26 protein-coding genes are annotated in these 22135 nt (G+C 52.4%); 3 read left to right on the plus strand and 23 right to left on the minus strand.

The features are described from left to right. Positions 1-58: 58 nt before the first annotated feature. A complete protein-coding gene (locus AC4OVS_RS13455) occupies positions 59-730 on the plus strand; it encodes an SOS response-associated peptidase (RefSeq protein ID WP_491922490.1) in 672 nt (223 codons plus the stop codon). Here AC4OVS_RS13455 and AC4OVS_RS13460 read toward each other — a convergent pair. From AC4OVS_RS13460 to AC4OVS_RS13475, 4 genes are all read right to left on the minus strand, one after another. After that, positions 714-1328: a hypothetical protein gene (locus AC4OVS_RS13460; RefSeq protein ID WP_491922491.1), complete on the minus strand. Its 615-nt coding sequence runs from the start codon at positions 1326-1328 to the stop codon at positions 714-716. The genes AC4OVS_RS13455 and AC4OVS_RS13460 overlap by 17 nt on opposite strands. Positions 1329-1359: 31 nt before the next feature. Next, positions 1360-2628, minus strand: a complete 1269-nt coding sequence (locus tag AC4OVS_RS13465; RefSeq protein WP_068795466.1) for a Y-family DNA polymerase — start codon at positions 2626-2628, stop codon at positions 1360-1362. Between the two features lie 2 nt (positions 2629-2630). Next, on the minus strand, positions 2631-3050 hold the full coding sequence (locus AC4OVS_RS13470; RefSeq protein ID WP_068795465.1) for a translesion error-prone DNA polymerase V autoproteolytic subunit: 420 nt from the start codon (positions 3048-3050) through the stop codon (positions 2631-2633). Between the two features lie 171 nt (positions 3051-3221). Then, on the minus strand, positions 3222-3779 hold the full coding sequence (locus AC4OVS_RS13475; RefSeq protein WP_068795477.1) for a recombinase family protein: 558 nt from the start codon (positions 3777-3779) through the stop codon (positions 3222-3224). 157 nt (positions 3780-3936) lie between these two features. Between AC4OVS_RS13475 and AC4OVS_RS13480 the strand changes: the two genes are divergently transcribed. Beyond that, a complete protein-coding gene (locus AC4OVS_RS13480) occupies positions 3937-4536 on the plus strand; it encodes a pyocin knob domain-containing S74 family peptidase (protein WP_068795493.1) in 600 nt (199 codons plus the stop codon). A 361-nt stretch (positions 4537-4897) separates the two neighbouring features. Here the strand turns inward: AC4OVS_RS13480 and AC4OVS_RS13485 are convergent, their stop codons facing one another. The 3 genes from AC4OVS_RS13485 to AC4OVS_RS13495 form a co-directional block, all read right to left on the minus strand. After that, complete coding sequence (locus tag AC4OVS_RS13485; RefSeq protein ID WP_068795492.1) at positions 4898-6055, minus strand: hypothetical protein; 1158 nt, start codon at positions 6053-6055, stop codon at positions 4898-4900. A 222-nt stretch (positions 6056-6277) separates the two neighbouring features. Continuing rightward, complete coding sequence (locus tag AC4OVS_RS13490) at positions 6278-7111, minus strand: tail fiber domain-containing protein (protein WP_491922492.1); 834 nt, start codon at positions 7109-7111, stop codon at positions 6278-6280. An 8-nt stretch (positions 7112-7119) separates the two neighbouring features. After that, a complete protein-coding gene (locus AC4OVS_RS13495; RefSeq protein WP_491922493.1) occupies positions 7120-8241 on the minus strand; it encodes a phage tail fiber protein in 1122 nt (373 codons plus the stop codon). On the opposite strand from AC4OVS_RS13495, the gene AC4OVS_RS13500 reads away from it, so the two are divergent. Further along, the gene (locus AC4OVS_RS13500; RefSeq protein ID WP_240485686.1) at positions 8231-8458 is read left to right on the plus strand and encodes a hypothetical protein; all 228 of its coding nucleotides are present in this window, start codon (positions 8231-8233) and stop codon (positions 8456-8458) included. The two genes, AC4OVS_RS13495 and AC4OVS_RS13500, sit on opposite strands and share 11 nt — an antisense overlap. A 65-nt stretch (positions 8459-8523) precedes the next feature. On the opposite strand, the gene AC4OVS_RS13505 is transcribed toward AC4OVS_RS13500, so the two are convergent. From AC4OVS_RS13505 to AC4OVS_RS13580, 16 genes are all read right to left on the minus strand, one after another. Then, positions 8524-9489, minus strand: coding sequence for a DUF6453 family protein (locus tag AC4OVS_RS13505; RefSeq protein ID WP_330752198.1), 966 nt, complete (start codon positions 9487-9489; stop codon positions 8524-8526). Position 9490: 1 nt separating this feature from the next. Next, positions 9491-13066, minus strand: a complete 3576-nt coding sequence (locus tag AC4OVS_RS13510; protein ID WP_491922494.1) for a TipJ family phage tail tip protein — start codon at positions 13064-13066, stop codon at positions 9491-9493. A gap of 65 nt (positions 13067-13131) precedes the next feature. Then, entirely contained in the window at positions 13132-13734 is a 603-nt protein-coding gene (locus AC4OVS_RS13515; RefSeq protein WP_089600944.1) for a tail assembly protein, read from the minus strand. Next, positions 13715-14431, minus strand: a complete 717-nt coding sequence (locus AC4OVS_RS13520; protein ID WP_332962034.1) for a C40 family peptidase — start codon at positions 14429-14431, stop codon at positions 13715-13717. Before AC4OVS_RS13520 ends, AC4OVS_RS13515 begins: the two co-directional genes overlap by 20 nt. Before the next feature lie 2 nt (positions 14432-14433). Next, a complete protein-coding gene (locus AC4OVS_RS13525) occupies positions 14434-15183 on the minus strand; it encodes a phage minor tail protein L (protein WP_422709077.1) in 750 nt (249 codons plus the stop codon). Positions 15184-15259: 76 nt separating this feature from the next. Continuing rightward, positions 15260-15748: a hypothetical protein gene (locus tag AC4OVS_RS13530; RefSeq protein ID WP_104440090.1), complete on the minus strand. Its 489-nt coding sequence runs from the start codon at positions 15746-15748 to the stop codon at positions 15260-15262. Positions 15749-15809: 61 nt separating this feature from the next. After that, entirely contained in the window at positions 15810-16157 is a 348-nt protein-coding gene (locus AC4OVS_RS13535) for a phage tail protein (protein WP_491922495.1), read from the minus strand. Next, positions 16157-19129 (minus strand): phage tail tape measure C-terminal domain-containing protein, encoded by a 2973-nt coding sequence (locus AC4OVS_RS13540; protein WP_491922496.1) that lies wholly within the window; start codon positions 19127-19129, stop codon positions 16157-16159. Before AC4OVS_RS13540 ends, AC4OVS_RS13535 begins: the two co-directional genes overlap by 1 nt. Further along, positions 19119-19328: a hypothetical protein gene (locus AC4OVS_RS13545; protein ID WP_104440092.1), complete on the minus strand. Its 210-nt coding sequence runs from the start codon at positions 19326-19328 to the stop codon at positions 19119-19121. The genes AC4OVS_RS13540 and AC4OVS_RS13545 overlap by 11 nt, the downstream gene beginning before the upstream one ends. A gap of 29 nt (positions 19329-19357) precedes the next feature. Further along, positions 19358-19702 (minus strand): phage tail protein, encoded by a 345-nt coding sequence (locus AC4OVS_RS13550; RefSeq protein WP_422709081.1) that lies wholly within the window; start codon positions 19700-19702, stop codon positions 19358-19360. Between the two features lie 58 nt (positions 19703-19760). Then, positions 19761-20234, minus strand: a complete 474-nt coding sequence (locus tag AC4OVS_RS13555) for a hypothetical protein (RefSeq protein ID WP_010433125.1) — start codon at positions 20232-20234, stop codon at positions 19761-19763. Between the two features lie 17 nt (positions 20235-20251). Then, complete coding sequence (locus AC4OVS_RS13560; RefSeq protein WP_460213034.1) at positions 20252-20662, minus strand: HK97-gp10 family putative phage morphogenesis protein; 411 nt, start codon at positions 20660-20662, stop codon at positions 20252-20254. 5 nt (positions 20663-20667) lie between these two features. Further along, positions 20668-21048, minus strand: coding sequence for a hypothetical protein (locus tag AC4OVS_RS13565; RefSeq protein WP_256027116.1), 381 nt, complete (start codon positions 21046-21048; stop codon positions 20668-20670). Continuing rightward, the gene (locus AC4OVS_RS13570) at positions 21029-21370 is read right to left on the minus strand and encodes a phage head completion protein (protein WP_256027115.1); all 342 of its coding nucleotides are present in this window, start codon (positions 21368-21370) and stop codon (positions 21029-21031) included. Before AC4OVS_RS13570 ends, AC4OVS_RS13565 begins: the two co-directional genes overlap by 20 nt. After that, positions 21367-21690 carry a head-tail connector protein gene (locus AC4OVS_RS13575; protein ID WP_460213033.1) on the minus strand — a complete coding sequence of 108 codons (324 nt, stop codon included), beginning with the start codon at positions 21688-21690 and terminating at the stop codon, positions 21367-21369. Before AC4OVS_RS13575 ends, AC4OVS_RS13570 begins: the two co-directional genes overlap by 4 nt. Beyond that, positions 21671-22117, minus strand: a complete 447-nt coding sequence (locus AC4OVS_RS13580) for a hypothetical protein (protein ID WP_422709084.1) — start codon at positions 22115-22117, stop codon at positions 21671-21673. The genes AC4OVS_RS13575 and AC4OVS_RS13580 overlap by 20 nt, the downstream gene beginning before the upstream one ends. Between the last annotated feature and the right edge of the window lie 18 nt (positions 22118-22135).

The raw sequence follows: 22135 nt of genomic DNA on the forward strand, positions 1-22135 counted from the left end.
GCGCGCTACTTTTTCTCCCTGCCCTATACTTTCAGTTTACATCAGGCTGGAGGTTTCTATGTGTGGACGTTTTGCACAAGCACAAACCCGCGAAGAATATCTGGCTTACCTGACCGACGAAGCCGATCGCGATATCGCGTACGACCCTGAACCAATCGGACGTTACAACGTGGCACCTGGTACCAAAGTCCTGCTGCTGAGCGAACGCGACGAGCAGCTGCACCTCGATCCGGTGCTTTGGGGTTACGCGCCAGGGTGGTGGGATAAGCCGCCACTGATTAACGCGCGCGTCGAGACTGCAGCAACAAGCCGCATGTTCAAACCTCTCTGGCAGCATGGTCGCGCTATATGCTTTGCAGATGGGTGGTACGAGTGGAAAAAAGAAGGCGACAAAAAACAACCCTACTTCATACACCGCGCCGACGGCCAGCCGATTTTTATGGCGGCTATCGGTATTGCGCCGTTCGAGCGTGGCGATGAGGCTGAAGGTTTCCTCATTGTGACATCTGCAGCTGATAAAGGCCTTGTCGACATTCACGACCGCAGGCCGCTAATTCTGTCACCGGAAGCCGCCAGAGAGTGGATGCGTCAGGACATAGACGGGAAAGAAGCTGAAGAGATAGCGGCCGACGGTGCAGTGCCCGCCGACAAGTTTATCTGGCACGCCGTGACGCGCGCCGTGGGTAATGTGAAAAATCAGGGAGAATTTCTCGTTAAGGCATTGCCTTAAACCGTTCATATCTTTCTTTTATTATTTTTAACACCTCATCTGAAAGGGGAACTTTATAAGTTTGAAGAGGTGTATGAATTACATAGAATCCTTTTCTAAATTTCAAATCATTTGATTCATTAAGCTGCCTAAAGATTGGCCACCAGTGATTGCCTGCGTCTATTGTTAGTTTTAGTCGGACCATTTCCCCTTTGAAAGTTAGCTGAAATGGCACCGCCCTTCCTTCAAGTAAATGGCCAATATGTATAGGTTTTTCAGAGTCAATCACTAAAAAAATATCTTCCACCTTTGTATGGATCGCTCTTAAATTAATGATTTCTATAGAAACATCCCAACTATCACCAAACAAACTCTTACCTATCATTTTAGTCTTCAGTAAGATTTTTTCTTTATCATTCTGAGTTGCTTGATACGCCATAAATAATGAAACAACTACAGCAATGAATGTTAGGATGCTTGAAAGCCACCCTCCTATCATCGCCCAAAATGCTACTGTCGAAGCATATTTCGGGCTAGTCCAAGTAAGGCTAACGCTACCAAAAAAATAACCAGCAAGAAAAATTAATCCGCTCAATACAATTAGTAGTAGTATTTTCATAAAATTCTTGTATTTCAATATCTCGGGAATACTATCTTACCTTAAGAAGATCGTTAAAACGCGTAGTATATCTTGGCGAAAGCATTTCTCGCTTCATCTGCCACTGCTGCTGTATGCCCTGCCCGGCAAAGTACAGTGTTCCTTTCCCATCTTTCGCGTTCAGGTGATCTAGCACCTCCATCAACCTTTCGCTACCGGCCCGCGGCGCATTCTCATCGAATAAGTTGAGCTGGGCCACTCCCTGGCTGAAGAAGTCACCCAGCATAATTCCGGCTTTCTGGTACCTGTGACCATCCTTCCAGATTTTATCCAGGCACTTTACCGCGGCGTTGATGATGTCTCGTGAATCCTGTGTAGGAGTGAGAAGCTTCATTGACGCACTGTTGCCGTAATATGGCTCATTTAGGGCAAAGGGTGATGTCTTCACGAACGCCGAGATAAAGCGGCAGTACTGATGCTCGCCGCGTAGCTTTTCAGCGCCTCGGGCCGCATAACTGCAGATAGCCTGGCGCATCTGTTCATACTCAGTAACACGTTCGCCGAATGACCGACTGCAGACGATTTCCTGCTTAGCTGGTGCAAACTCCTCCAGATCCAAACATGCTTCGCCGCGCAGCTCCCGGACAGTTCGTTCCAGGACGACATTGAAGTGCTTTCGAATAATCCAAGTACTCTGCTCAGAGAGGTCCAGAGCCGTTTTGATACCCATGGCGTTTAGCTTCTTGCTTATGCGCCTTCCGACGCCCCATACGTCCTCTACCGGCACGATAGCCAACAACCGACGCTGTCGATCGATATTGGACAAATCGACCACCCCGCCCGTCTGCCGCTGCCATTTCTTTGCGGCGTGGTTGGCGAGTTTAGCGAGTGTTTTTGTTTGGGCAATGCCAACGCCAACGGTGAGGTGCGTACGCTTCAGAACCGTAGCGCGGATCTCCTTGCCGAACTCGGTCAGGTCCCGGCAGTTTCTCACTCCAGTAAGATCACAAAAAGCTTCATCGATACTGTAAATTTCGACGCGGGGGCTCATTTCTTCCAGTGTCGTCATTACCCGGTTCGACATGTCAGCGTAAAGCTCGTAATTGCTGCTGAAGCAAACAACGCCAGCGCGCCGGAAAAGCTCCTTTTGCTTGAAGAATGGCTCCCCCATTGTGATTCCGACCGCTTTTGCTTCTGCGCTGCGTGCGATTACACAGCCATCATTATTTGAGAGAACGACAACCGGCCGCCCCCTCAAATCAGGCCGAAACACCGTCTCGCATGATGCGTAGAACGAATTCACATCACAGAGCGCAAACATGTTCAGCTCGCAGATTTAACGATGAAAGTCACGACGCCGAAAACGTCCAGCGTGTCTTCGCTGCCAACAACGATCGGACTGTAGGCGCTGTTCATTGGATTGAGTTGCACGGTCGGGCGCAACTGCAGGCGTTTAACAGTGAACTCCCCTTCCACCGCAGCGATGACAATGTCACCGTGCACAGCCGTGCGCGAACTGTCCACCACCAGCAGATCGCCGTCACTGATCCCGGCCTCAATCATCGAGTCGCCTGCAGCTTTAACGAAATATGTTGAGCTGGGGTGGGAAACCAGTAACTCATTGAGATCGATACGCTGTTCAACGTAATCTGCTGCGGGACTTGGAAAACCACACTGCACTAAGTCACTGAAAAGCGGAAGAGCAATAATTTCTCGCAGTTCTGCAGGCCTGATAAATTCCATAATGCACACCTCAAATACTGTTTTTATATACAGTAGTTTCATTTGAGTATGCGCGCAAGACACAGGGTCTGTCATGGCTGATTAAAGCTTCACCGTTTCGTTTCTAAGTTTCTACGTCGCTTCGAATTATGAGTTTTGTAAATTTTATGGCCGCAACTCTATGTAGCAAAATTAAGCCGACTTTGAAGCGGGAAATTTTTTATAAAGCGTGCATACAGCAACGTCATAAATTATCGCTACCTGCTTCCTGTCCATGCCGTTCGCAATCAGTCGGCCCGCCTGGTCCCATTGTTCTTGCGTAAGCTTCGGACGCCTGCCGCCGATTCGTCCTTTCTCACGTGCTGCAGCCAGACCTGCCCGAGTACGCTCAACAATCAACTCCCTCTCCATTTCCGCCAGGGCTGACATGATATGGAAGATGAAGCGCCCCATCGGGCTGGATGTATCGATACTGTCCGTGAGGCTCTTAAAGTGGATACCGCGCTGCCGGAGCTCGTCCACCAGAAGAACCAGATTACGCATGCTGCGCCCAAGGCGATCCAGCTTCCAAACCACCAGCGTATCCCCCTCATTCAGTGCCTTGAGAAGTTTTTTGAGTGCTGGCCGGTTTGCCACTGTTCCGCTCATTTTTTCTTCAAAAATCTGCTCACATCCTGCGCGTTCGAGCGCTTGTCGCTGAAGATCCGTATTTTGGTCATTTGTTGACACCCTTACATAGCCAATTTGCATATTTTTCACCCAATAAATTCTGCAAAAAAATCAGGTGAAGTTATCGGCCAGGTGCCCTCAGGGCAATCTATAAAACGTCGGTTTAGGAAGTAGTGCGACAAAGGACGTCGGAACAGCTGCAGGAAACGTCCAGGTTGTTGGTGGACTCGGGGGGCCGGTGGATGCTTACAGGTTCTTCCTGATTGAAGCAGCGTTACCGTCAAACACCATCAATTTGGATGACGCACGCAACCCTGGAGTCTTTCCTAACCTCATCAATTTCACTACTGCAGTAAACCCTCCGGCTGCAAGCGGTTACGGGTACATTCAGAACTATGTCCGAATTGCTGGCAGCAGTGGGGCATCAACGCAGTTTATGCTCCCTTATGCCACACAAAGTGATTCAGGCAGGTTTTTTTACAGGGGGTTTAATACCAATGCCTGGGCACCGTGGAAAGAAATTTTGACTTCGGCGGTTTCCGACAGAAATATGAAAAACATCGGCGATAACCTTGATCCAGAAGAAGCGCTGCTGAATATTTGCCGGATGGAGTTCAAGCACTTCACTTTTAAGGATGATGAAACGCAGACCCCACGACGCGGGGTGATATCTCAGCAGATTGAAACTATCGACCCTGAATACGTCAAAGATATTGGTGGCCTGCTGCACCTCGATCAGACCCCCATGTTGCTTGATGCGCTGGCGGCAATCAAAGCGCTGGCAACCCGCGTCAGGTTTTTGGAAGAACAGGGAGCCACTAAGGTTTCAGTTCAGTAAGCTATATCTGTATTAGTTCAAACCTGATCTGGTCTGTTGCTGCACAGGGCTTAACCTAAGCAGACAGTCCGCTCTGTGCCAGAAGCGGACATTCATAGCGAATGAACATGCGCATTGATAGCTGACTACCCAAGTCTTTTAGGACACTCGTTCAGCTTTAGCTGGAGTGCCCCATATCCCCTCTGGTCGCTGGAAGCATTTGATGGAAGATGATGGCTAAGCAAGGAACTGGCAATGCTTTTTTTAGCGATCGCAATTATGCCGGTCACTCTCCAATGGTTCACTGCATTCAAAAATTTGTGTCAATAACGGGTTGAAAGTGAACCACTTTTCACAAGGACATTTAACCGAAAACGGCAAATCATTCCTTTAAGTAAAGACTCTCCCACCATTTATTTAGAATCGAATGAGTCATGTGGAAAAACACATTGAGATTGATAGGGGCTTCCTTGTGAGACCATGACGCTCCCAAGGTTGATTTCAATGGAGTAAAATCAGAGGTAGGGGGGCATACTGCTTGTTCAGCTAATCCAAAATGGTTGTCCGGTGGAGAACACATAGGTTGGGGGAAAGGTTTCCCAGCATGAAGCGCTAGAGAGCGTAATCCATATATGGATTTAAATATTTTCAGTAAATTTTTTTCTTCCCATTCTATTTTTCCGCTCTCCGGTCTTATAGGCGGGGCATCAGGAAGGAAATTGACGCAAAAGTCACAAAATTTCTTAGTTGCTCCAAATGTTCCTTCAAATTGTGTAGCGATATCTTCAATCAGCCCGTCAACATTATGGTCTAATAATCTATCAAACAACTCTGGTTTGGATGCTTTGAATCTTTCAACCTTATCGCCCTTGTTAGAGTCCCAGTTCCCAGCAGCCACTTCTAACGCTGAAACCATTAATAACCAAGCTAGATTTGGTGAAGATTCGCAGATCCAAAGGCTATCTTGGAAATTTCGAGCTGACTTAATTAGTGAGTTAAAATCTTTTTCTGAAAGCTTGTAAATATCGTTTAATAATTTCAACTGTGAAATTTCAATTTGTTTTTTTGCTGAAGGAACTACAAATGTTCCTTTTGACATTAAAGGTGGCGGAGGGTTTTGCTCTGCTCTTGGGCTACCATAGTCAGGTGTGTAACTACTATATTCTCTGACATTTGAGCCTGCGTGTGCTCTTACGCCTAATTTCAAGCTAACTAAAGCTGCGATTTCATCGTTAAACCAACCGCCATGAAAGTCATCAGTATGTGGCTTTTCATCCATAAAAGCCAACCTTGCTGGGTTTAAAGCAGACAAGGCTCTCACCGTTAAGGTTGGTTTTACACCAACATTTTCCAAAGGGATCATGTTTAGGAAGGAATAGACCAAATCCCCTTTAGCTTCATCAGTGAATCTACTATCGGAATAAATTATGAATTCAGATATTCCAAACACATCACTCTTAGCTTGAAATAGCTTACAGTTTTTATAAGAGAGTAAACTAGCTCTTATATATTCATCTTTTCGAATCATAAACTCATCCATTTTCAGTTTCCCTTGTGTAATTCAAATCTAATCAATTTCATTAAATAAGTCACTACCTGCAGCTTTGCATTCCCTCATAACTCACTTTCGATATGGTGACCTGCTCCACCGTTGATCCACACAAAATTCAGTTAGCAATGTCGGTTAATCGCTCAAAGCAGACTGTCAGATTTGATAGTGTGCTGCCAGATAAAACTGTCAGGTCAAGTCTGAGCTAATACACTATATCGCGGATCGGGCCTTGAGTTCGGCAAGCTCACTCTCGATGCTTTTTACCCGGTTGGCCAGCTCCTTCATGGCCTCAACATACAGGGCGCTCATCGCACTGTAGTCCACGGTTTTGAGATCGTTAATCTCCTCTCCATTCTGCGTTGTGCCGGTGCCGCCTGAACTTACCGCGACAGGAAGAACACGCTCCAGTTCCTGGGCGATGATACCTGCGCTGCGTACCGACTCCGATTCAGTTAGTTGGATGCCGAACGTATAACCCGTCAGGGAACAAATCTTCTCCAGAGCGTTACTGACGGGCTCTTTATCAAACTTCACTCGCTCATCCGAAGTCTGGTTCACAGAAATACAGGTAAACCTGCCATCAGCTCCGAAAGAGAAGCTATAGCCATTTGCTCCACCATTATCATTATTATCAGGCCTGAGCCGGATGGTACCTTCCTTGGGCGCATAGATTACCCCTCGAGATTCAATACCTCCCGCACCGTAAAACCACACGTGAGCGTTCTGTGTATCGCTGGAGGCCCATACGTTTGATGACGTTACGGCTTTTAGTGAACCACCTGCGTTAATGCTCCCTGAAGCAGTTATGCTGTTCTGGCAGGTGATAGGATTTCGAAACTCAAAACTGTCACCGATAAAAGTGTATTTTCCAGCATAGAAAGTGAAATCACCTTTCCCCATCCCTCCATTCGAATTGCCACCACACAGGATGCGCGCGTCATAGTCGTTAGTGCCAATAAAATGGAAATCAACGAAGCTTGCAGAAGAGGCCTTTTTCGCTCCAATTTCGAGGCTTCCGAAGTTGGCTGTGACGCTATCTCCCAAACCGACCTTTATTCATTATCACCGGCAGTCATGGCCAGCTGGGCAGCTCTCATTCTTTGGTTGTACAAAGAATCGTCAGGCATTTCGACACGCACGGACACAAACTGGTCACGGGGGATATCGACCGGATCGCCGTCATTGATACCCTGTAGCTCGTTCCTGGCGAACGCCGGTGCTTCCGGGTGTGTACGGTGATAGGTTTTCACCAGGACAGAACCGTCCGCATTAACTTCGTAATCCAGCCAGATCAGCGGCTGCTTGTTGCGGTCGGTGGGGATATCAAAACCGCCATCGATGCCGCCCCAGGCTGCGTCTGAGTTCATCCCCTCACATCCCTCAACAAGATATTCACCGACGGCCAGACGGGTTACAGTGCAGCCTTCTGATTCATCGTTGGTCTGGTATGTACCATCCGAAAACACCTTTAGCACGGGCGATGCGGCTTTTAGAGTCCCATCGCTGGCACGAGTTGTATTGATGGTGGTATAGACTGCAAACCAATCGAAATAATTACCAGTCGAATATTTAGTTCGCGCTGCGATTCCCTTTTGAGTGATTACGCATTGGGCATTGAACAACCCAGCCCCAACATTCAATGCCACTCCATAATAGTTAATTAGCGACCCCCCTAAGACTTTCGAAGGTGAGCCTTCCCCTGCACCATTTCCGTCATCAAACTGGCGGCCATAGATGCCAGAACCACCGTAGTTGGGAGAGGCATCAGGCATATCAGAGGTGCTATTCCAGTTTTTGTTATTGGTTGTCCCAGTAAAAACTTGCTCAACTATTTGCAAGTTATTCCTTGCATCTTTAGCTGAGTTAGCACCCGTCCCCCCTAAGCTGACAGGTACTACACCTTTGCTATCTACCAAACCGAGGTTTGAGCGAGCGTCTGCTGCAGTCGTTGCCCCGGTACCGCCGTCATCGATTGCAAGCGCACCATTGCTCCCTTTCTGCGCCAGTTTGCCGATGCTGGGGATCGTAACAGGGGTGCCATTGATGGTAACTGTGATGCTCTGGTTTGCTGAAGTGGTCGCGAACGTCTCCCACGCGCCAATATTCTCGTCGTACTCATTGATGAGCTGTGACATGGCCTGCGCCAGGCCGTCGACCGAGATATTGTCAGACACAAGGATTCCATACTTCTGGCCGCTCAGCGCCGGGGAAGCAGCTGGCGTAACCGTCATTGACGTGGCGCTGTTCACGGATGAAATCTGGAACAGCTGCACCGGGTTAGACATCACGATAATTGTCTGGCCAGCGCGAACCTGGCTGGCGGGTGCCGTCCAGTTTGTGCCGGTGCCGGTTGCGGTGTTTCCGTTAATGGCGATAGTGCCGGTGTTATAAAGCATATTTTCTCCAGGCAATAAAAAACCCCGCCGGAGCGAGGTTGATTTAATTAGGCAGTGTATTCAGACGTACATATCGGGCAGAACAGGAAGGCTGAGCGACGTCACCGTGTTATTACCGAAAATGGCATATTGCTCACGACCAAGATATTTTCCGCCCTGAACTGAAGCGCTGCCGTTCTGTATTTTTATTCCGAACATTCGATACACATACATGCCATTGACCATATGTACCATCAGACCAAACCTGCCGAGCGGAACATACCCGCTACCGATATTCACGGCGCTTGTTGAAGGGGTCCAGAGTTGATTGAGATATACGAAAGGCCGTCTTGTTGTTGAAAACGTGCAGACTCCTGCAGCATTAAAAATATTGAGGCCGGTACCAGGCTGCGGCGCTACGCCACTGGCGAAAATAACGATGTCTATCGTGCCGGTTGCGGGAGCGTCATCGTTCGTGGACGGAGGGCTGAAGAACCTGACAGTATTACCGTCGAAGTCAATCGTGTTACCGCTATTACAGCGTCCGAAAACGATATACTTTGATTTGTCATATCCAGCTATCGTGGGAACCGCCCAACCCCCGGTCGGAACATTAACGGTACCCTTCCAGATACACTGGCCTGACTGTGTGGCGTTGGTGATCGCCAGGAAGTCGGTGCTGTCACCAATAAGCAGGCCAACCCCACTTCGCTGACCTGTCGGGAATATCTGCCAGACACTACCGGGAAAGGTATAGGTACTATCCCTCTCACTTATACCCAGCGCTTGCATCCTCGAATTTTGCGTAACCCTCCCACCAGAGATAGTGACGGAATTCATTTTATGCCACAGCCCTGAATCAACATAGGCAGTCGCATGCGGTATAAACAGCACCTGCGCTCCTGAAACATAACCAGCGATGTCCACATACTTTGCTTTCTGGTAGCCAGTGTCAAAGCTGCCACCAAAAGACGGGCATCTCAGGCCCGCCGTTATCTCCATACGCTTTCCGCCGTCATTAAGTTCTATCAATAATCCTGTCGGCATCTTATGTCCATGTCCCCAGTACAATCCGGCCACCACCAGGAATGTTGACGGTTAAACCGTTGCCATTGATCACTGTTGTGTTGCCGGAGCCATTGAAAGAAAAATTACCGTTTGTGGCGTAAATCGAGCCGCGAACGGTCACGTTGTTGAACGTCGCGTAGCCTGACTTGTTGATGTGCCAGCCAACGTTCCCCGTGCCGTCCCAGGTTGTGGACTGGATGTAGCTGCCGATTTTGGTGTTGTCGATAGTCGCTTCACCAATCACAGTATTTCGGATAAAGGTCTGCCCGTTCTGAATCACGAACGGAAGCGTAACGGTCGCTCCTGCCTGGTGCGTTACCGCGAAGCGGTCAGCCAGGAAGATAACCTGCGACTGCATCCCGGATGGCGTATTCTCCACGCCGATCCCCATCCCCGCCGCGTAATACTGGCCGTTGCTGGATAACCCGACCTTAATGCTGTACATCGCATTCAGGTCGCCGTTGACGTTCGCAATGGCCTGCGCATTGGTGGTGATCGCAGAAGTGTGGCCATTAACGGTCGCCGTGATGCTGTTTACCTGCGTGGCCATAGCCTGCTGGTAATCCGAGAACGTCTGATTCAGGTTGTTGATAGATGCTTTGTTGCCGTTAACGTCCGTCTGCAGGCTCAGCAGCGAGCGCGCCGTTGCTTCCTTCTCGTTAACGATAACCTCGTCAATACGGTCCAGCTGAGCGCTGTTACCGGCGACCGTTGCGGATAACCTTTTGCGTGTGGTCACCTGCGCCAGCCCGTTCTGGATAATGGCGATGGCTGAGTTCTTCACACCACCCGTCATGCCGTCCATGGATACGCTGATGCTGTCGATTCGCTGGCCCAGGGCGGCATCTTCTGTTGCTACCGTTTGCTCAAGCTGGCTGAGTGAAGACGAAACATCCCCGACCGTGCTGGAAAGCTCATTAACGCTGGTCTGTACCTTCCCAATGTTCTGGGCGTTTTGGGCGATATCCTTCGCCTGCAGCTCCAGTTCGTCATTGGCCTGTTTGATGTCATTAACCATGCCAGCAATTTTTTCATTGCTGTCGACGGCATTCTCAACCACATCCTTCAGTAGACCTGTTTCCTCCATCTCCTTGAGAATGGAATCGGTGATATCAGATACGTCCATGCTCGACTGCCCAAATACCCACTCGGTCCAGTCGCTCTGATTGCCGAGGCGATCAACGAGCCTTGCCCGGTACCAGAACGATTTTCCGGCGAGCAGCCCCATTTGCTGGTAGGACAATGAGGGATAAGGCACGTCTGCCAGTAGTAACGGAGAATCACCGTTCGCCGTGGCGCTGTAGTGTATTTCTGTCTTCTGCGTGTCCTGCGCCCCGGATGGAAATCCCCAGGAAATGCCGATCCCGAACACCAACGGCTGCGTGGAGAGATTCACGGGCATAGGTGGTTTTCCGACCTTACCCGTAAGCTCCGTCTCAGCTGACGTTGCCCAGAGGGATGCGATATCGAGCGCGTTAACCGCGCGGATTCGGACCACGTAGCGCCCGGAGTAAATTCCGTCGACCTCAAAGCGCGTGTTGCCGGTGCGCGGAACGTTAATCCAGTCGCCGTTGTTCTGACGCCACTGCGCCTCATAGGCAACGGCATTTTTGACGGTATCCCACGTAACAACCATCGTGGTGATGCCTATCCCCTGTTCAACGCGGTACACGCTTGAGAGCGTGATATTTTCCGGCATTCCCTGTCCGCGTGGCGGCACAACGCTGACGGGCCTGTCTTCAATAACCGCGCCGTCATCAACGCGCGGAAACTTGTTCGGATTGTAAGGCAGGCCGTTAATGGTGACCGTATTATCCGAATTAACCATAATCCGCTTAACGCGGAATAGCTGAATGGCTAAATCAGGCTGGTCAAGCACCCAGGCTGATTCAGCATTTGGGGTAACGCTGTACGCTGTCTCAACGGTCACTGCGCGTCCGGAGACGCTTTTCACCTTCCTGCCTTCGGATTTGCCGGTGGGAAGGTTAACGATAAGCGTGTCCCCCGCTTTCGCAGTAGTAATACGGTCAAGCGTGACTTTCGTTCCGGAAGCTGCGGCTACGCGACCGCCGTTCTCGCGACCGGCCAGCGGGGCGTTATTGAGGCCGATCACCTTGCCTATACGCGGGATGCGCCCTTCCATCCCTGTTTTAAACTCCACGCCATTGTCATCGCGGTTGGTTTCAATAGCGTAAAGCCCGTGCCGCTGCGCTTCCGATTCCCGCGTACACCCGATGCGGGACAGCTCTATGGTGTTAAAGCCGAACCGGTTAGAGACTTCCGGCACCCAGGCGCTGGCCTGATCGTCCTGATAGCCGTTGGCCGGATTGCTGTAGGTGACGATTGCTGACGAGTAGTTCGTCTTTTCCGATGTGCTGGAGAAGTTAAACGCGCCCACGATATTCGACTTGTTGAACACAAAGTCGGGGTCCAGCTCGCGGGGCATATCGGCGTCAACGGACAGAAGATTGTTGGACCAGCTGATCATCCCCCGGAAGATGTTCGCCAAATCCATCAGCACGGTCCATGCATCGGTACGCTGGGAAATGTACAAATCGCAGAGGTACCGCGCCTCTTTCCCGCCTGCTCCGTCCGAAACCTGCGCATCGCAGTACTGTGCAATCTGGTACAGGGTCCATTTATCGACTAAATCAGCCGTGATCCGTTTTCCCAGACCGTATCGCTTGTTCAGCACGAGATCGTAAAAAATCCAGGCGGGGTTGTTTGTCCATGCCCACTTAAAGGTTCCGTCCCAGGTGCCGCTGTAGGTGCGGGTAACAGGATCGTAGTTCGCCGGTACGCGGACGATTATCCCCTTCATTTCCACGGTGACGTTTGGCGTTCTACCGTCAAACAGCTTCGAATCAAACTGGATGAACAGCAGCGACGTGTGCGGATAGCGCAGCTTGGCATCGACAATATCGGTCATTGATTCAATGCGCGAAGTATCCGCATGCCGACCATCAGTGGTATTTTCCGTCAGGCGTCGGACGCGGATTTGCCAGCCGGATGTCGCTGCCGGCAGGTCAATTCGATAGCTCCGCTCATACCCGGCTGCGGCAATGCCGTCCGCCTCATCCGTGCCGTATTCAACGTAGGAACCGCCATCGGTTGAAATATCGATAGCGAACGCTATCCGGTAGCCATCCTTCCCGCCGCTGTCACGCAGTTTATAAACGCCGTTAGGAAATTTAAGCCGCAGGCGTACTGCAGAAAGCTGGGTGTTGTTAATGGATTTAACCCACGGCGTCCCGTATTTCAGCTCCGTGCCAACGCTGATTTCATTCTCTACTGCCGGGAAGCCAGCAATATAATCCTGATCCACCGTGCCGCTGCGCCACTCCCACGTCACGCCAGGGAAGTTTTCGTTGCCAGCATCATCAAGCAGTGGCGTGCCATCGAGATAAATATCTTTTCCGGTAAAGTCTCCTGCAGCTTCCCCCTCGGTCAGCGCCAGCAGAATTTTCATGTACGCTACGGAGGCGATCTCGGTACCGCGATTGCCGCCTTTATCACCGCCGCCACCGCCCCCTTTCGAACCCCTGATTACTGCCATATGCAAACTCCGGGCAAAAAAAATCCCGCCTGAGCGGGAGAATTAAACATGTTGCGAGATAAGCGTTATTGCTGTTCTTCTGCGTAGATGCCGCCGCTGATAAGAACACCGGCGACAAGACGCTTACCGAAGAGAAGATTGACGCCGTTCCCCGCTGCAGACTGGTTGATTGGGGAGCCAAACGAATAGCTTTTCCGGGTATCGCCGGAGTCCATCGTCATGCCCTGAGTGCCGCTGGGCGTGAGCATCTGGACAACGCCCCCAAGCATCATCGCCGCCCCCATTTTGTAGAGGAACGGCGAGGCCACTGCTGCTGGCGTAAAGCTCAGCGCAAAGCCAACAGCTACCAGCACAGCGCCGAAGATGGTCTGGAACACTCCCGCCTTTTTACTGCCGATAATGACCGGCGCAATCCTGATAACTTCATGCACACCGTTCAGGTGCAGCTCTTCTGCAGTCACGTTGCGGGAGCCGTTAAACACGCTGTAGGTCACGCCGCGTCCTTCACTCGTATCGAGCCAGCGCTCAAAGCCGGGGAGCATGATACAAAGCGCCCTGATAGCCTCCCGCACCGAGGAAACTGAAAGGCGGTGCTCACGTCCAAATAAAGTGCCGAGCTTGCCATAGAGCCGCACAAGCACGATTTTCTCAACTGTGTTCATCGCCATTCTGGTACCTCAGCGTCAACATAGTTCTCTCGCGCCACATGCCGCCGTAGGGAACGACTTCGCTCAGTTTGCCGTACATGTGGTGCAGCATTTTCCCGTCGCCCAGATAGATGCCTGCATGGTTGATTTCTTCTGCCTTGTACTGCATCAGGATCACATCCCCTACCTGCAGTTCGTCGGCGTGAGAATAAAATCCCGCTTCGGCATAGTGTTTTACGTAAAGGTTTTCGCCGCGCGTCCACCAGTTGTCGTCACGGTGAAAATCAGGCAATTCGATGCCCCGCTCCTGCTGATACCAGTCCCGGATGAGCCCGTAGCAATCCCAGCTGCCGTGTATAAAGGGCCGCTTGAGAATCGGTGGTGTATCTGCCGGTGTTGTCACCGTGTACTCACCGCCTGGCCACGACATAATCACCCAGGGTAATCCGGAGTCGTGGCACGACTTCAGATCGTCGGAAGAAGCGTGCGGCCCCGCATCCGGATGTGAATGAACGATGGCCAGCACCTCCCCCATATCCTCAGCATCAGCCCAGGCCTGCGCAGATATCATGAAGTGCTCAGAGGGATTTTCGTGTGAATTACTGCAGGGGATGTACCGGCGCTGGCGCGTGGCGCGAATAATCAGGCCACAGCATTCATGGGGATAGGCTGCAGCAGCGTGTTTTTCAATGGCGGTGATAAGTCTCTGGCTCAGCATCATTAAATCCTCGTGATCGCAATTGCCGGAAAACCGCCAAACGGCAGCTGCCCATCTTCCCCCCAGCGCAGCTTGCAGCCTGCCACCGTTCCGGAGCAGACGTCATCTGCAGGGTTATCAACCGGGTTGCCGAACTTGTCGAAATACTTCGTGCCGGTGTAACCGCAGTCCGCACCCCGATACTGGCCCTGCAGGCACCAGGCGCAACGGCTGGTCATTTGTCTGGCCGGAACCTTCTGCCCGGTCACGTCAACAGGCGAGCTCAACTTGAACTGAACGTCCGTTTCGTTATCTGCAGTTTTGCTGTCGATGTAAAACACCTCCAGCTGCTCGGCAGTCGGATCGGCCTGTGAGTTCCCGTCCGGGAAATTACTGGCATCGAGGTAATGCGCATACGTTCGGTGGATGGTGACCTTTGCCTGCTTCATATCCTGAAAAAGGTGGCACAGCGCGGAGATCGAACCGTCCAGATTCCCAACGGATAATTTTGGCGATACTGGCGTTCCGTCGCCGTTGGCTTCGATATCCTCAATCTGGCATGGCCAGAGATCGTATCGGATGCCCTGCCAGTAAATCGGCTTACCCGGTAGTTCCGATTCATCATCACCGGCAGCGAGGATTTCTTCTTCGGTGTACGCTACTGCGTGGTTGTGGAAATAGAGAACATCGGCCCCAAACGCGGTACCATCAACTTCAAACAGGACGATCTTGTTGCCGGGCTCGAGTTTTTGATCGTCAGCGGTTATCCCCATAAAAACCTCTCATTAGGAGCGCGGACCCATAACAAAAAACCCCGCAATGCGGGGTTTCAAAGGTGCCTTTTAGACGTTATTTAATGGCTTGCAAATTTGTCTCAAGTAGTCTTTCAAATTTCTTGGCTAATTCAGAAGGCATGCCCGATTTTATTCTTTCAATATGTGGTGCATTAGTGACCATAACGGAAAGCGCGGTATTATCTGGCATTTCTTTATGCAATTTTTCCGCATAATGACGAACCGCATCCTCATTAAGAATAAAACTACCATCGGCCCTTTTCTCTACAAATTTGGATTCATGAACAGGAGATTCAGTGTCTGCTTTCACGTGTGGTAAGGCACTCTTGATAATCGCCTCTTTTAACACACCACCAGACAAAAGAATTGCACCGGTGACAAGAAGTGAGCACCCGATAGAGACAGTCATCTGTCTGGAGGCAATCAGCCCCGTATTATATACGTTCATCTGAGCGCCTGAGCTCACCGTGACATCCATATCGAGGCCCATGATGATGCATATAACACCTAGAGCCAGAACTACAAAACCACATATTCTAAGCATGACAACATTCCCTTATTTCAAAGAAAGCATCATAGCAAAATGATATTAATATCCCTCCGATTTATATTGGCTCGGCCCGATATGCCGTCGCAAATGTGACTGTAATTGTCATTCGTGCAAAATCAAGAGCCGTGACCTTCAGTTGCGATGCGCGGTAGAGACCAAGTTCACCCAACGGGTTGGTCCATTTGAATGCTTTGACTTCGCCATGCTCGCGCAAAAACTTGAGCACCGGCTTCATATCCTCATTCATACCGGTGAACGTTAATGGCCATGACTGCGTCTCCGGGTTAATGCCCTCTCCGCTTACTGCCTCATAGCCATCGCCGAATTGTACGCTGCTGGTTCGGTACTTAAAGTCTCCCACAGGGCCATTACGCGGAGACCAGGTAAACGTCTGCAATGCCATCAGGCCGTCCTCATTTTGTTGTCAATCATGCCTCCGTTGGCCAGTTCGCGATCAAGCGTTTCAATAACAAACTGCTTAAGTCGGGCTTTGGTCTCGCTGGTCAGAAGCTCCTGACTTTTTGAGGAAGGTTCCTGACTCGCTCCGCCCTGCTGAATGACCTGCAGCGGAATAGTTAAAGAGAAATGGAGGTTGCCCTGGCCAGCAGAGGGCTGCGAATACGAGTCTCCGGATGGTTTTGCCACGCCGCCACCGACCAGACCACCTTCGGCGTAGCCGTTGCCGTAAGTAAGCTGATTCAGGAAACTGAGCATGCCAGGCTTCTTGACCACAGATTGCGGAACCACCCATTCGCCACGGTGAACCACACCGGCGACGTCATGCTTGCCGCCGTCGCCGGTATAACCCCCGTCAGCCCAACCGAACCAGCTGCTCACACCCAGCGCTGAAGCGCCGGATTTGATAGCGTTCAGCATCAGCATCTTCGTGATCATCTTGCCAATATCGTCGATAACAGATACGGCCAGCGATTTGAACTCTCCCTTTCCCTTCGACGCAACATTCCAGAGGGCAGTACCCATGCCATCCATCGCGTTTATGGCAATGTCGCGAACCTGGGTGAACTGGTTTTCAGCGTTAACTCGCCAGTCCGTCAGCCCTTTTTTCATCCCGTCAAACGATGACCCTTCTACCTGCTTTTTCCGCTCTGCACCGCTACGGACAATTTCCAGCTGCTTCTGCTCTTCATCCCTCAGCACCTCAGTTTGTTTTCGGTACAGTTCGGAACTGTGATCGGAAATCGTTTTATCCTGCTCTTCCCGGAGCTTTGCAAAACGCTCCCGGACCTGCTGCTCTGCTACCAGCTGGTCATAGGCATCGGAGCTCATGGTCATCTGGGCGACACTGTTAGCATATTCCTGCTGCAGCTGCAGCGTTGAGCGATAAAGCTCCTGGTTCTGCTCCTGAATCTGAAGGCCGAGTTTGCGCTGCTGGTTGGCTTTATCCAGGCTGGCGTTAATCTCCAGCTGGTGACGCAGCTCCGTTTCCTGCTCCAGAATGCTGCGCTGGCCAGCGGTCAGGATACGCTTCTCCTTGAGGTCAGCGATTTCCTGGTTGAACTGCGCCAGTTTCTTTTCCGACTGCGTCAGCGTCTCGGTCTGTTCGTTCTGGGACCGCAGCGCGGCCTCTTCCTGGCGAAGCTGATTCAGGCGCGTGGTCGCAGCATCGTCGCTGTACGCCTTCTCGCGGGATTTTTTCTGCTCAGCATACATTTTGTCGATGCCGCGCATTGCCTGCGTGTATTCAGCCGTTCCTTTGGTGAAATTGGCATTAACAAGCGCAACGGCATCGGCCCGCTCTTTTTCACGCGATGTCCCGGCTTTTAGCAGCCCTGAAAGTGTGTTTTCGTCCTTCAGACGCTTCGAAATTTCTTCACGCTGCTTTTTCTGCGCCTGATATTGCTTTTCCGCCTCTTCACGCTGCTTGATTGCCGGGTCAGGAGTGGTATCGAGATCAACGCCTGCACCCGCAGCCATCGCCTGCGCGGTGGCTATGTGCGCGTCTCCCATCGTTTTGAACGCATCTGCGACAAAATCTTTCAGCGATTTCCACGCGCTTTTCAGCCCACCTACGTTCGATTCCTGCTCCTTGAGTTTGGTATCAAGGTCATTCATCGCCGCCTGCTGCAGCAGCGCCGTTGCTTCAGAGGTTTTCCCCTGGCGCTCGAGCGTGACTATCTGGTCTATCATGCTGCCGTTGAGCAAAATCCCCTGATCGGTCAGCTTTTGAAGCGCCTGCAGCGGATCGCCTTTCAGGCTCGACAGCAGCGACACGAGATCGTCGGAGCTCTGCCCGATTTCCTCCATTCGCGTGCCGAGGCTGGCGACCTGCTCCAGCATATTGCCGCCGAAACCCGCCGACACGGATGCCGTAACCGCCTTAACGGCGCGATCTGAATCACCGAGGCTGGAGGTCAGGTTCTGCAGATACATCACCGACATAACGGACTGCTGGCCGGATTTCTGTAACGCCTGCGTATACCCTTTAATGACCGCTTCGCTGTTGGAGTAGGCCGAGTAAATCGCGGTCACCGCACCGGCGACGGCAATAACGGCCAGCCCGACAGGACCGCCGACCATCGCCATTGCGCCGCGCAGCAGACCTGCGCTGGCTGCAGCAGCTCGCTGGCCAAGAGACAACTCCTGGCTGGCCACGGCGAGCTGGCGCGTTGAGGTGGCCAGCTGCTGCTTACCGGCAGACTCGGCGATATCAGCTGCCAGCACCGTTTTCGTCGCTTCTGCAAGACTGCCCTTCGCCTTCGCTTCAGCAAGATTCGCCTCCTGAATGGTTCTGGCATTTTTAACGTGCTCGGCCTCATAGCTTACGGCCAGCCCGTACTGCTTGTTCACCTCGGCCTGTTTGGCAAAATGCTCATCGAGCGCAAAGGCGCGCTCGCGGTCGGCACGGGCGGCTTCAATGGTCTTAACCGCGATGTTCTGCTTCTCGATAGCTTCAGCACGCAGCTGCCTGGCGTTCTCTATCGAGCCCTGCGCGGCGCTTACCTGCGCCTGGGTAAACTCAATCTGGGCCTGTCGCTGTGATTTCAGGCCCGTAATGCTGTTATCCAGCGCGGTGCTCATACCCTCGCTGAGGGCCGAAATCAGCGCCGTCGTGATAGAACTTCCGGCAACCGTGCTGCCAGCTGAAATGTTGGCCAGCAGACCGCGCATTTCATCCAGCCCGGTCAGGCGCTTGTCGACCGTTTTGCCAAGCTTGTTAAAGTCGGCGTCCAGCCCGGTAATCCCCTTTCCCAGCCCTTCAAACGACTGCCGGGTTTTCTGATTGTCCGTCTGGACTTTCCTGTTAAATTGCTGGGCGCTGCTGTCCGCCGTTCGCATAGCATCAGCAAACTGTGATTTAAAACTGGCGGAGTTGAGATGCAGCGCGACAGCCAACGACGCAACGTCAGCAGCCATGTCCTAATATCCTGAAGCAGTCAGCGAACTGCTGGTCGCTTTCAGATTGCGCAGCAGTCACCGAAGGGGAGTTAACCGGCGCTGGCGTTTCGGCCTCAGTTCTCAGGAGATCGAAATAGGCCTGCCAGTGGGTCAGTATGTTCGCCGGAAGTTCGGCTATTTTGCGGGGGTCCGGCTCGTCCCATCGGTCTGCCAGCATGAACAGCAGCCTGAGATGGGACGAGTCGGTTAGTTTTTTGTGGCTTCCTCCAGCGTGCCGTAAGAATGGCGCTGAACGAGCGTGACAGCGTCGAGAAGATCGGCGTTCGCGTGGGCGGCCATCAGCTGGTCTGCGGTGGGCAGTTCGCTGGCTTTTGGCCTGCTGCCGTCTTCATTGACCAGCGCTGCCAGAAACAGGTTTACCCCCATTGCCGACAGCTCTCGCGACGGAAGCTTGGCCTGGCGTCCGGCTTCAACTTTGTCGTTATAGTCATCCAGCTCGGCGCTGGTCAGGCGGCGAAGATACACCTTCTGGCCGAGGAGCGTTTTTTCAACGGTGGTATTCAGTGGGTTGATAAGGGATTTGTAGTTCATTTTTTTTATCCTGTTTCATCAGTAAAAAGCCCCGCGACCGGCGCGGGGAAATAGAAGGTTACTCGCCGCCACCGGCTGGCTGCTCAACGGACCATTTAACGCTGTTCTGCTTGCCGTAGACCTCAACCTGCAGCACTTTGCCTTTCGGCGTGTCAACGGCCTGCAGGCTCCAGCCAGCCAGCACCAGTTCGACTTCTGAAATGCGCTTGTTGGGGAACTTCATGAAGAAGACCACCGTTTTTTTCGCATCGGCGTCGCTCAGCAGCGCTTCCTGCACGGTATCGGATGGATCGTCAATGAAGACGAGCGTTTTATCTTCGCCCTCGCCCATGTCGGCCATGTATTTCGGCTCTGTGTCGATGAGGCGCGTCACTTCGAGGAAGGTGCCTTTTTTCCCCGTTGCCCCAATCCCCATCGCGCTCTGCAGAAGCGCGGCGGTGGTAATGGTTGCGCCCTTCTGACCGTAGCGAACCTCGGTACCCGCAGGGAGTACCGCGTACTCTGACGGGGATTTGATTTCTGGATCTGCCATTTACTCTCTCCTGATTGCTAACGCCCTTCGAGGCCCAGCCGGATTTCTGCGGCCAGCACTTTAAGGATTTTTTGAACGTTGTAATCCATCGACGGACGAATGAAGGGGTCGGCGACCTGTTTGACGGTGCCGAACTCCTGCGCCACCGCTTTCATGTGGTGAATTTTGCTGGGACCGACGCGCAGCGTAACGATGGTGTTATAGCGCGAGGTCTCTGCCACGTTGGTGCTGCGGATTTTGATGGAGTCGCGCATGTGCGGCCCGATGCTTTCCTCATCAAAACCGGCGTGCTGCCGCATATCCTGCTCAACGACCGCAAGCGCGGCGCGTCCGGCATCACGCAGGAGTTTCACCCCGACTTTCTTGTCGATGCTTTCCAGCAGCCGGTCAAACTCCTTCCCGGTGGGGAATTTAATGTCCATCTGCATGGCGTTTACTCCGGAACGGTGAAGATGAAGTCGCGAACCAGCCGGTACTGGATGCGGTTGTTGGGAAGCGTGGTTTTCCCCTGCTGTATGCCTCCGCGCTCAACGTACTGGACCGGATGACCTTCCAGCTGGCCATGAACAATTTCCTTCCATTCAGCCCAGAGCGCCCCATCGAACTGAAGCAGCGACGTGTACCGGTCGACAACATAAAGCGAAAGCTGTATCCGGACCTCGGACAGCCCTGTCCGCCTCAGTCCGTCACCAACCTGCGGGTCGGAAATACGCTGGAACGTCGCGCCTTCCTGCACCGTATCCGGAAGCAGCAGCGGGTACGTATCCAGCCCGGTAATCCGCTCGACGGCGGTTTTAATTGCTGACTCGATCATGGCGTGAATCCGCCTCTCCGGTGATGATTATCCGATCCGTCAGGCGCTCGACGTTGCGAACGGTATATACCCGGTCCGCTGTCGATACCTTCCAGTCCACGTCAACCCTGCGCGGGTACAGCGTGAAGAGGCACGTTTCGACGACCTGCTGCTGGTCCAGCGTCCGGACCTTCCGCCCGGAGACCAGCTCCTTTCTGGACCAGGCCTTTCCGGCGCTCACCTCACGGGCCGGAAGCGTCTCGCCGAGCTCCCCGCGTTCTGTTTCCATGTAGCTAAGTGTTATCCGGCAGTTCAGCTCGCCGGGGCGCAGGGGGTCATTCATACGGTATGCTCCATTAGCGGGAACAGCAGGTACTCAACGCCCAAATCGGACGGCGAACCTTCTGCCGTGCCGGTGGGATTCAGATACCACTGCGAGACCATCATCTTCGCGGCCAGCTTGATATCTTCATCAATGATGTAACCCGTCCCACCGTCAGGCAGTGCGTCAAGCTGCGCCTGGTTCTCTACCAGCCTGCAGTAGTAGCTACGCTCGATGCTGCGCTGAGCCGCGTCAATCAGGCTGGTCAGCAGGCTGTCATGCTCATCAAAATCTAGCTCGAGGCGCAGCTGGGTTTTGGCTTCAGCCAATGTCAGTATCATGCGCGTCATCGTCCTTATTCGGTTGAAGGGCGCGTTCTGCATCTTTTGCCCAGACGGCGATATTTCGGTCCACCATGTCCTGAGCGACGGCGCTGTCAAAGCAGGCCACATCGCCACGGCTGTAGCGGCTGAACGGACCAAGGAACGTCACCGCGACGCGCCCGTTTTGCACCGAAGCGACTTTTCCAGTCAGTTTTGACATGCGTTCCTCTGGGGTTTCATCCTGTTTCGCATCACCACCTGAATCCGTATCGTCGCCGTCCGGACCGGGTTCGGTACCATCACCGTCCCCACCGGCATCGCCTGCAGAACCGGTGTTAACGTCTGGTGCAGGTGCTGAAGTATCAGCTGCAGTCGTTACCGCTGGCTCGGCGTTGGCGTCGGTGGCGGTATCGTCTTTCTGAGTGTTTTTGGTTTTAGGAGCCATGATGTTCACCTGTAAAAA

The organism is Enterobacter sp. 4974935, assembly GCF_058661735.1.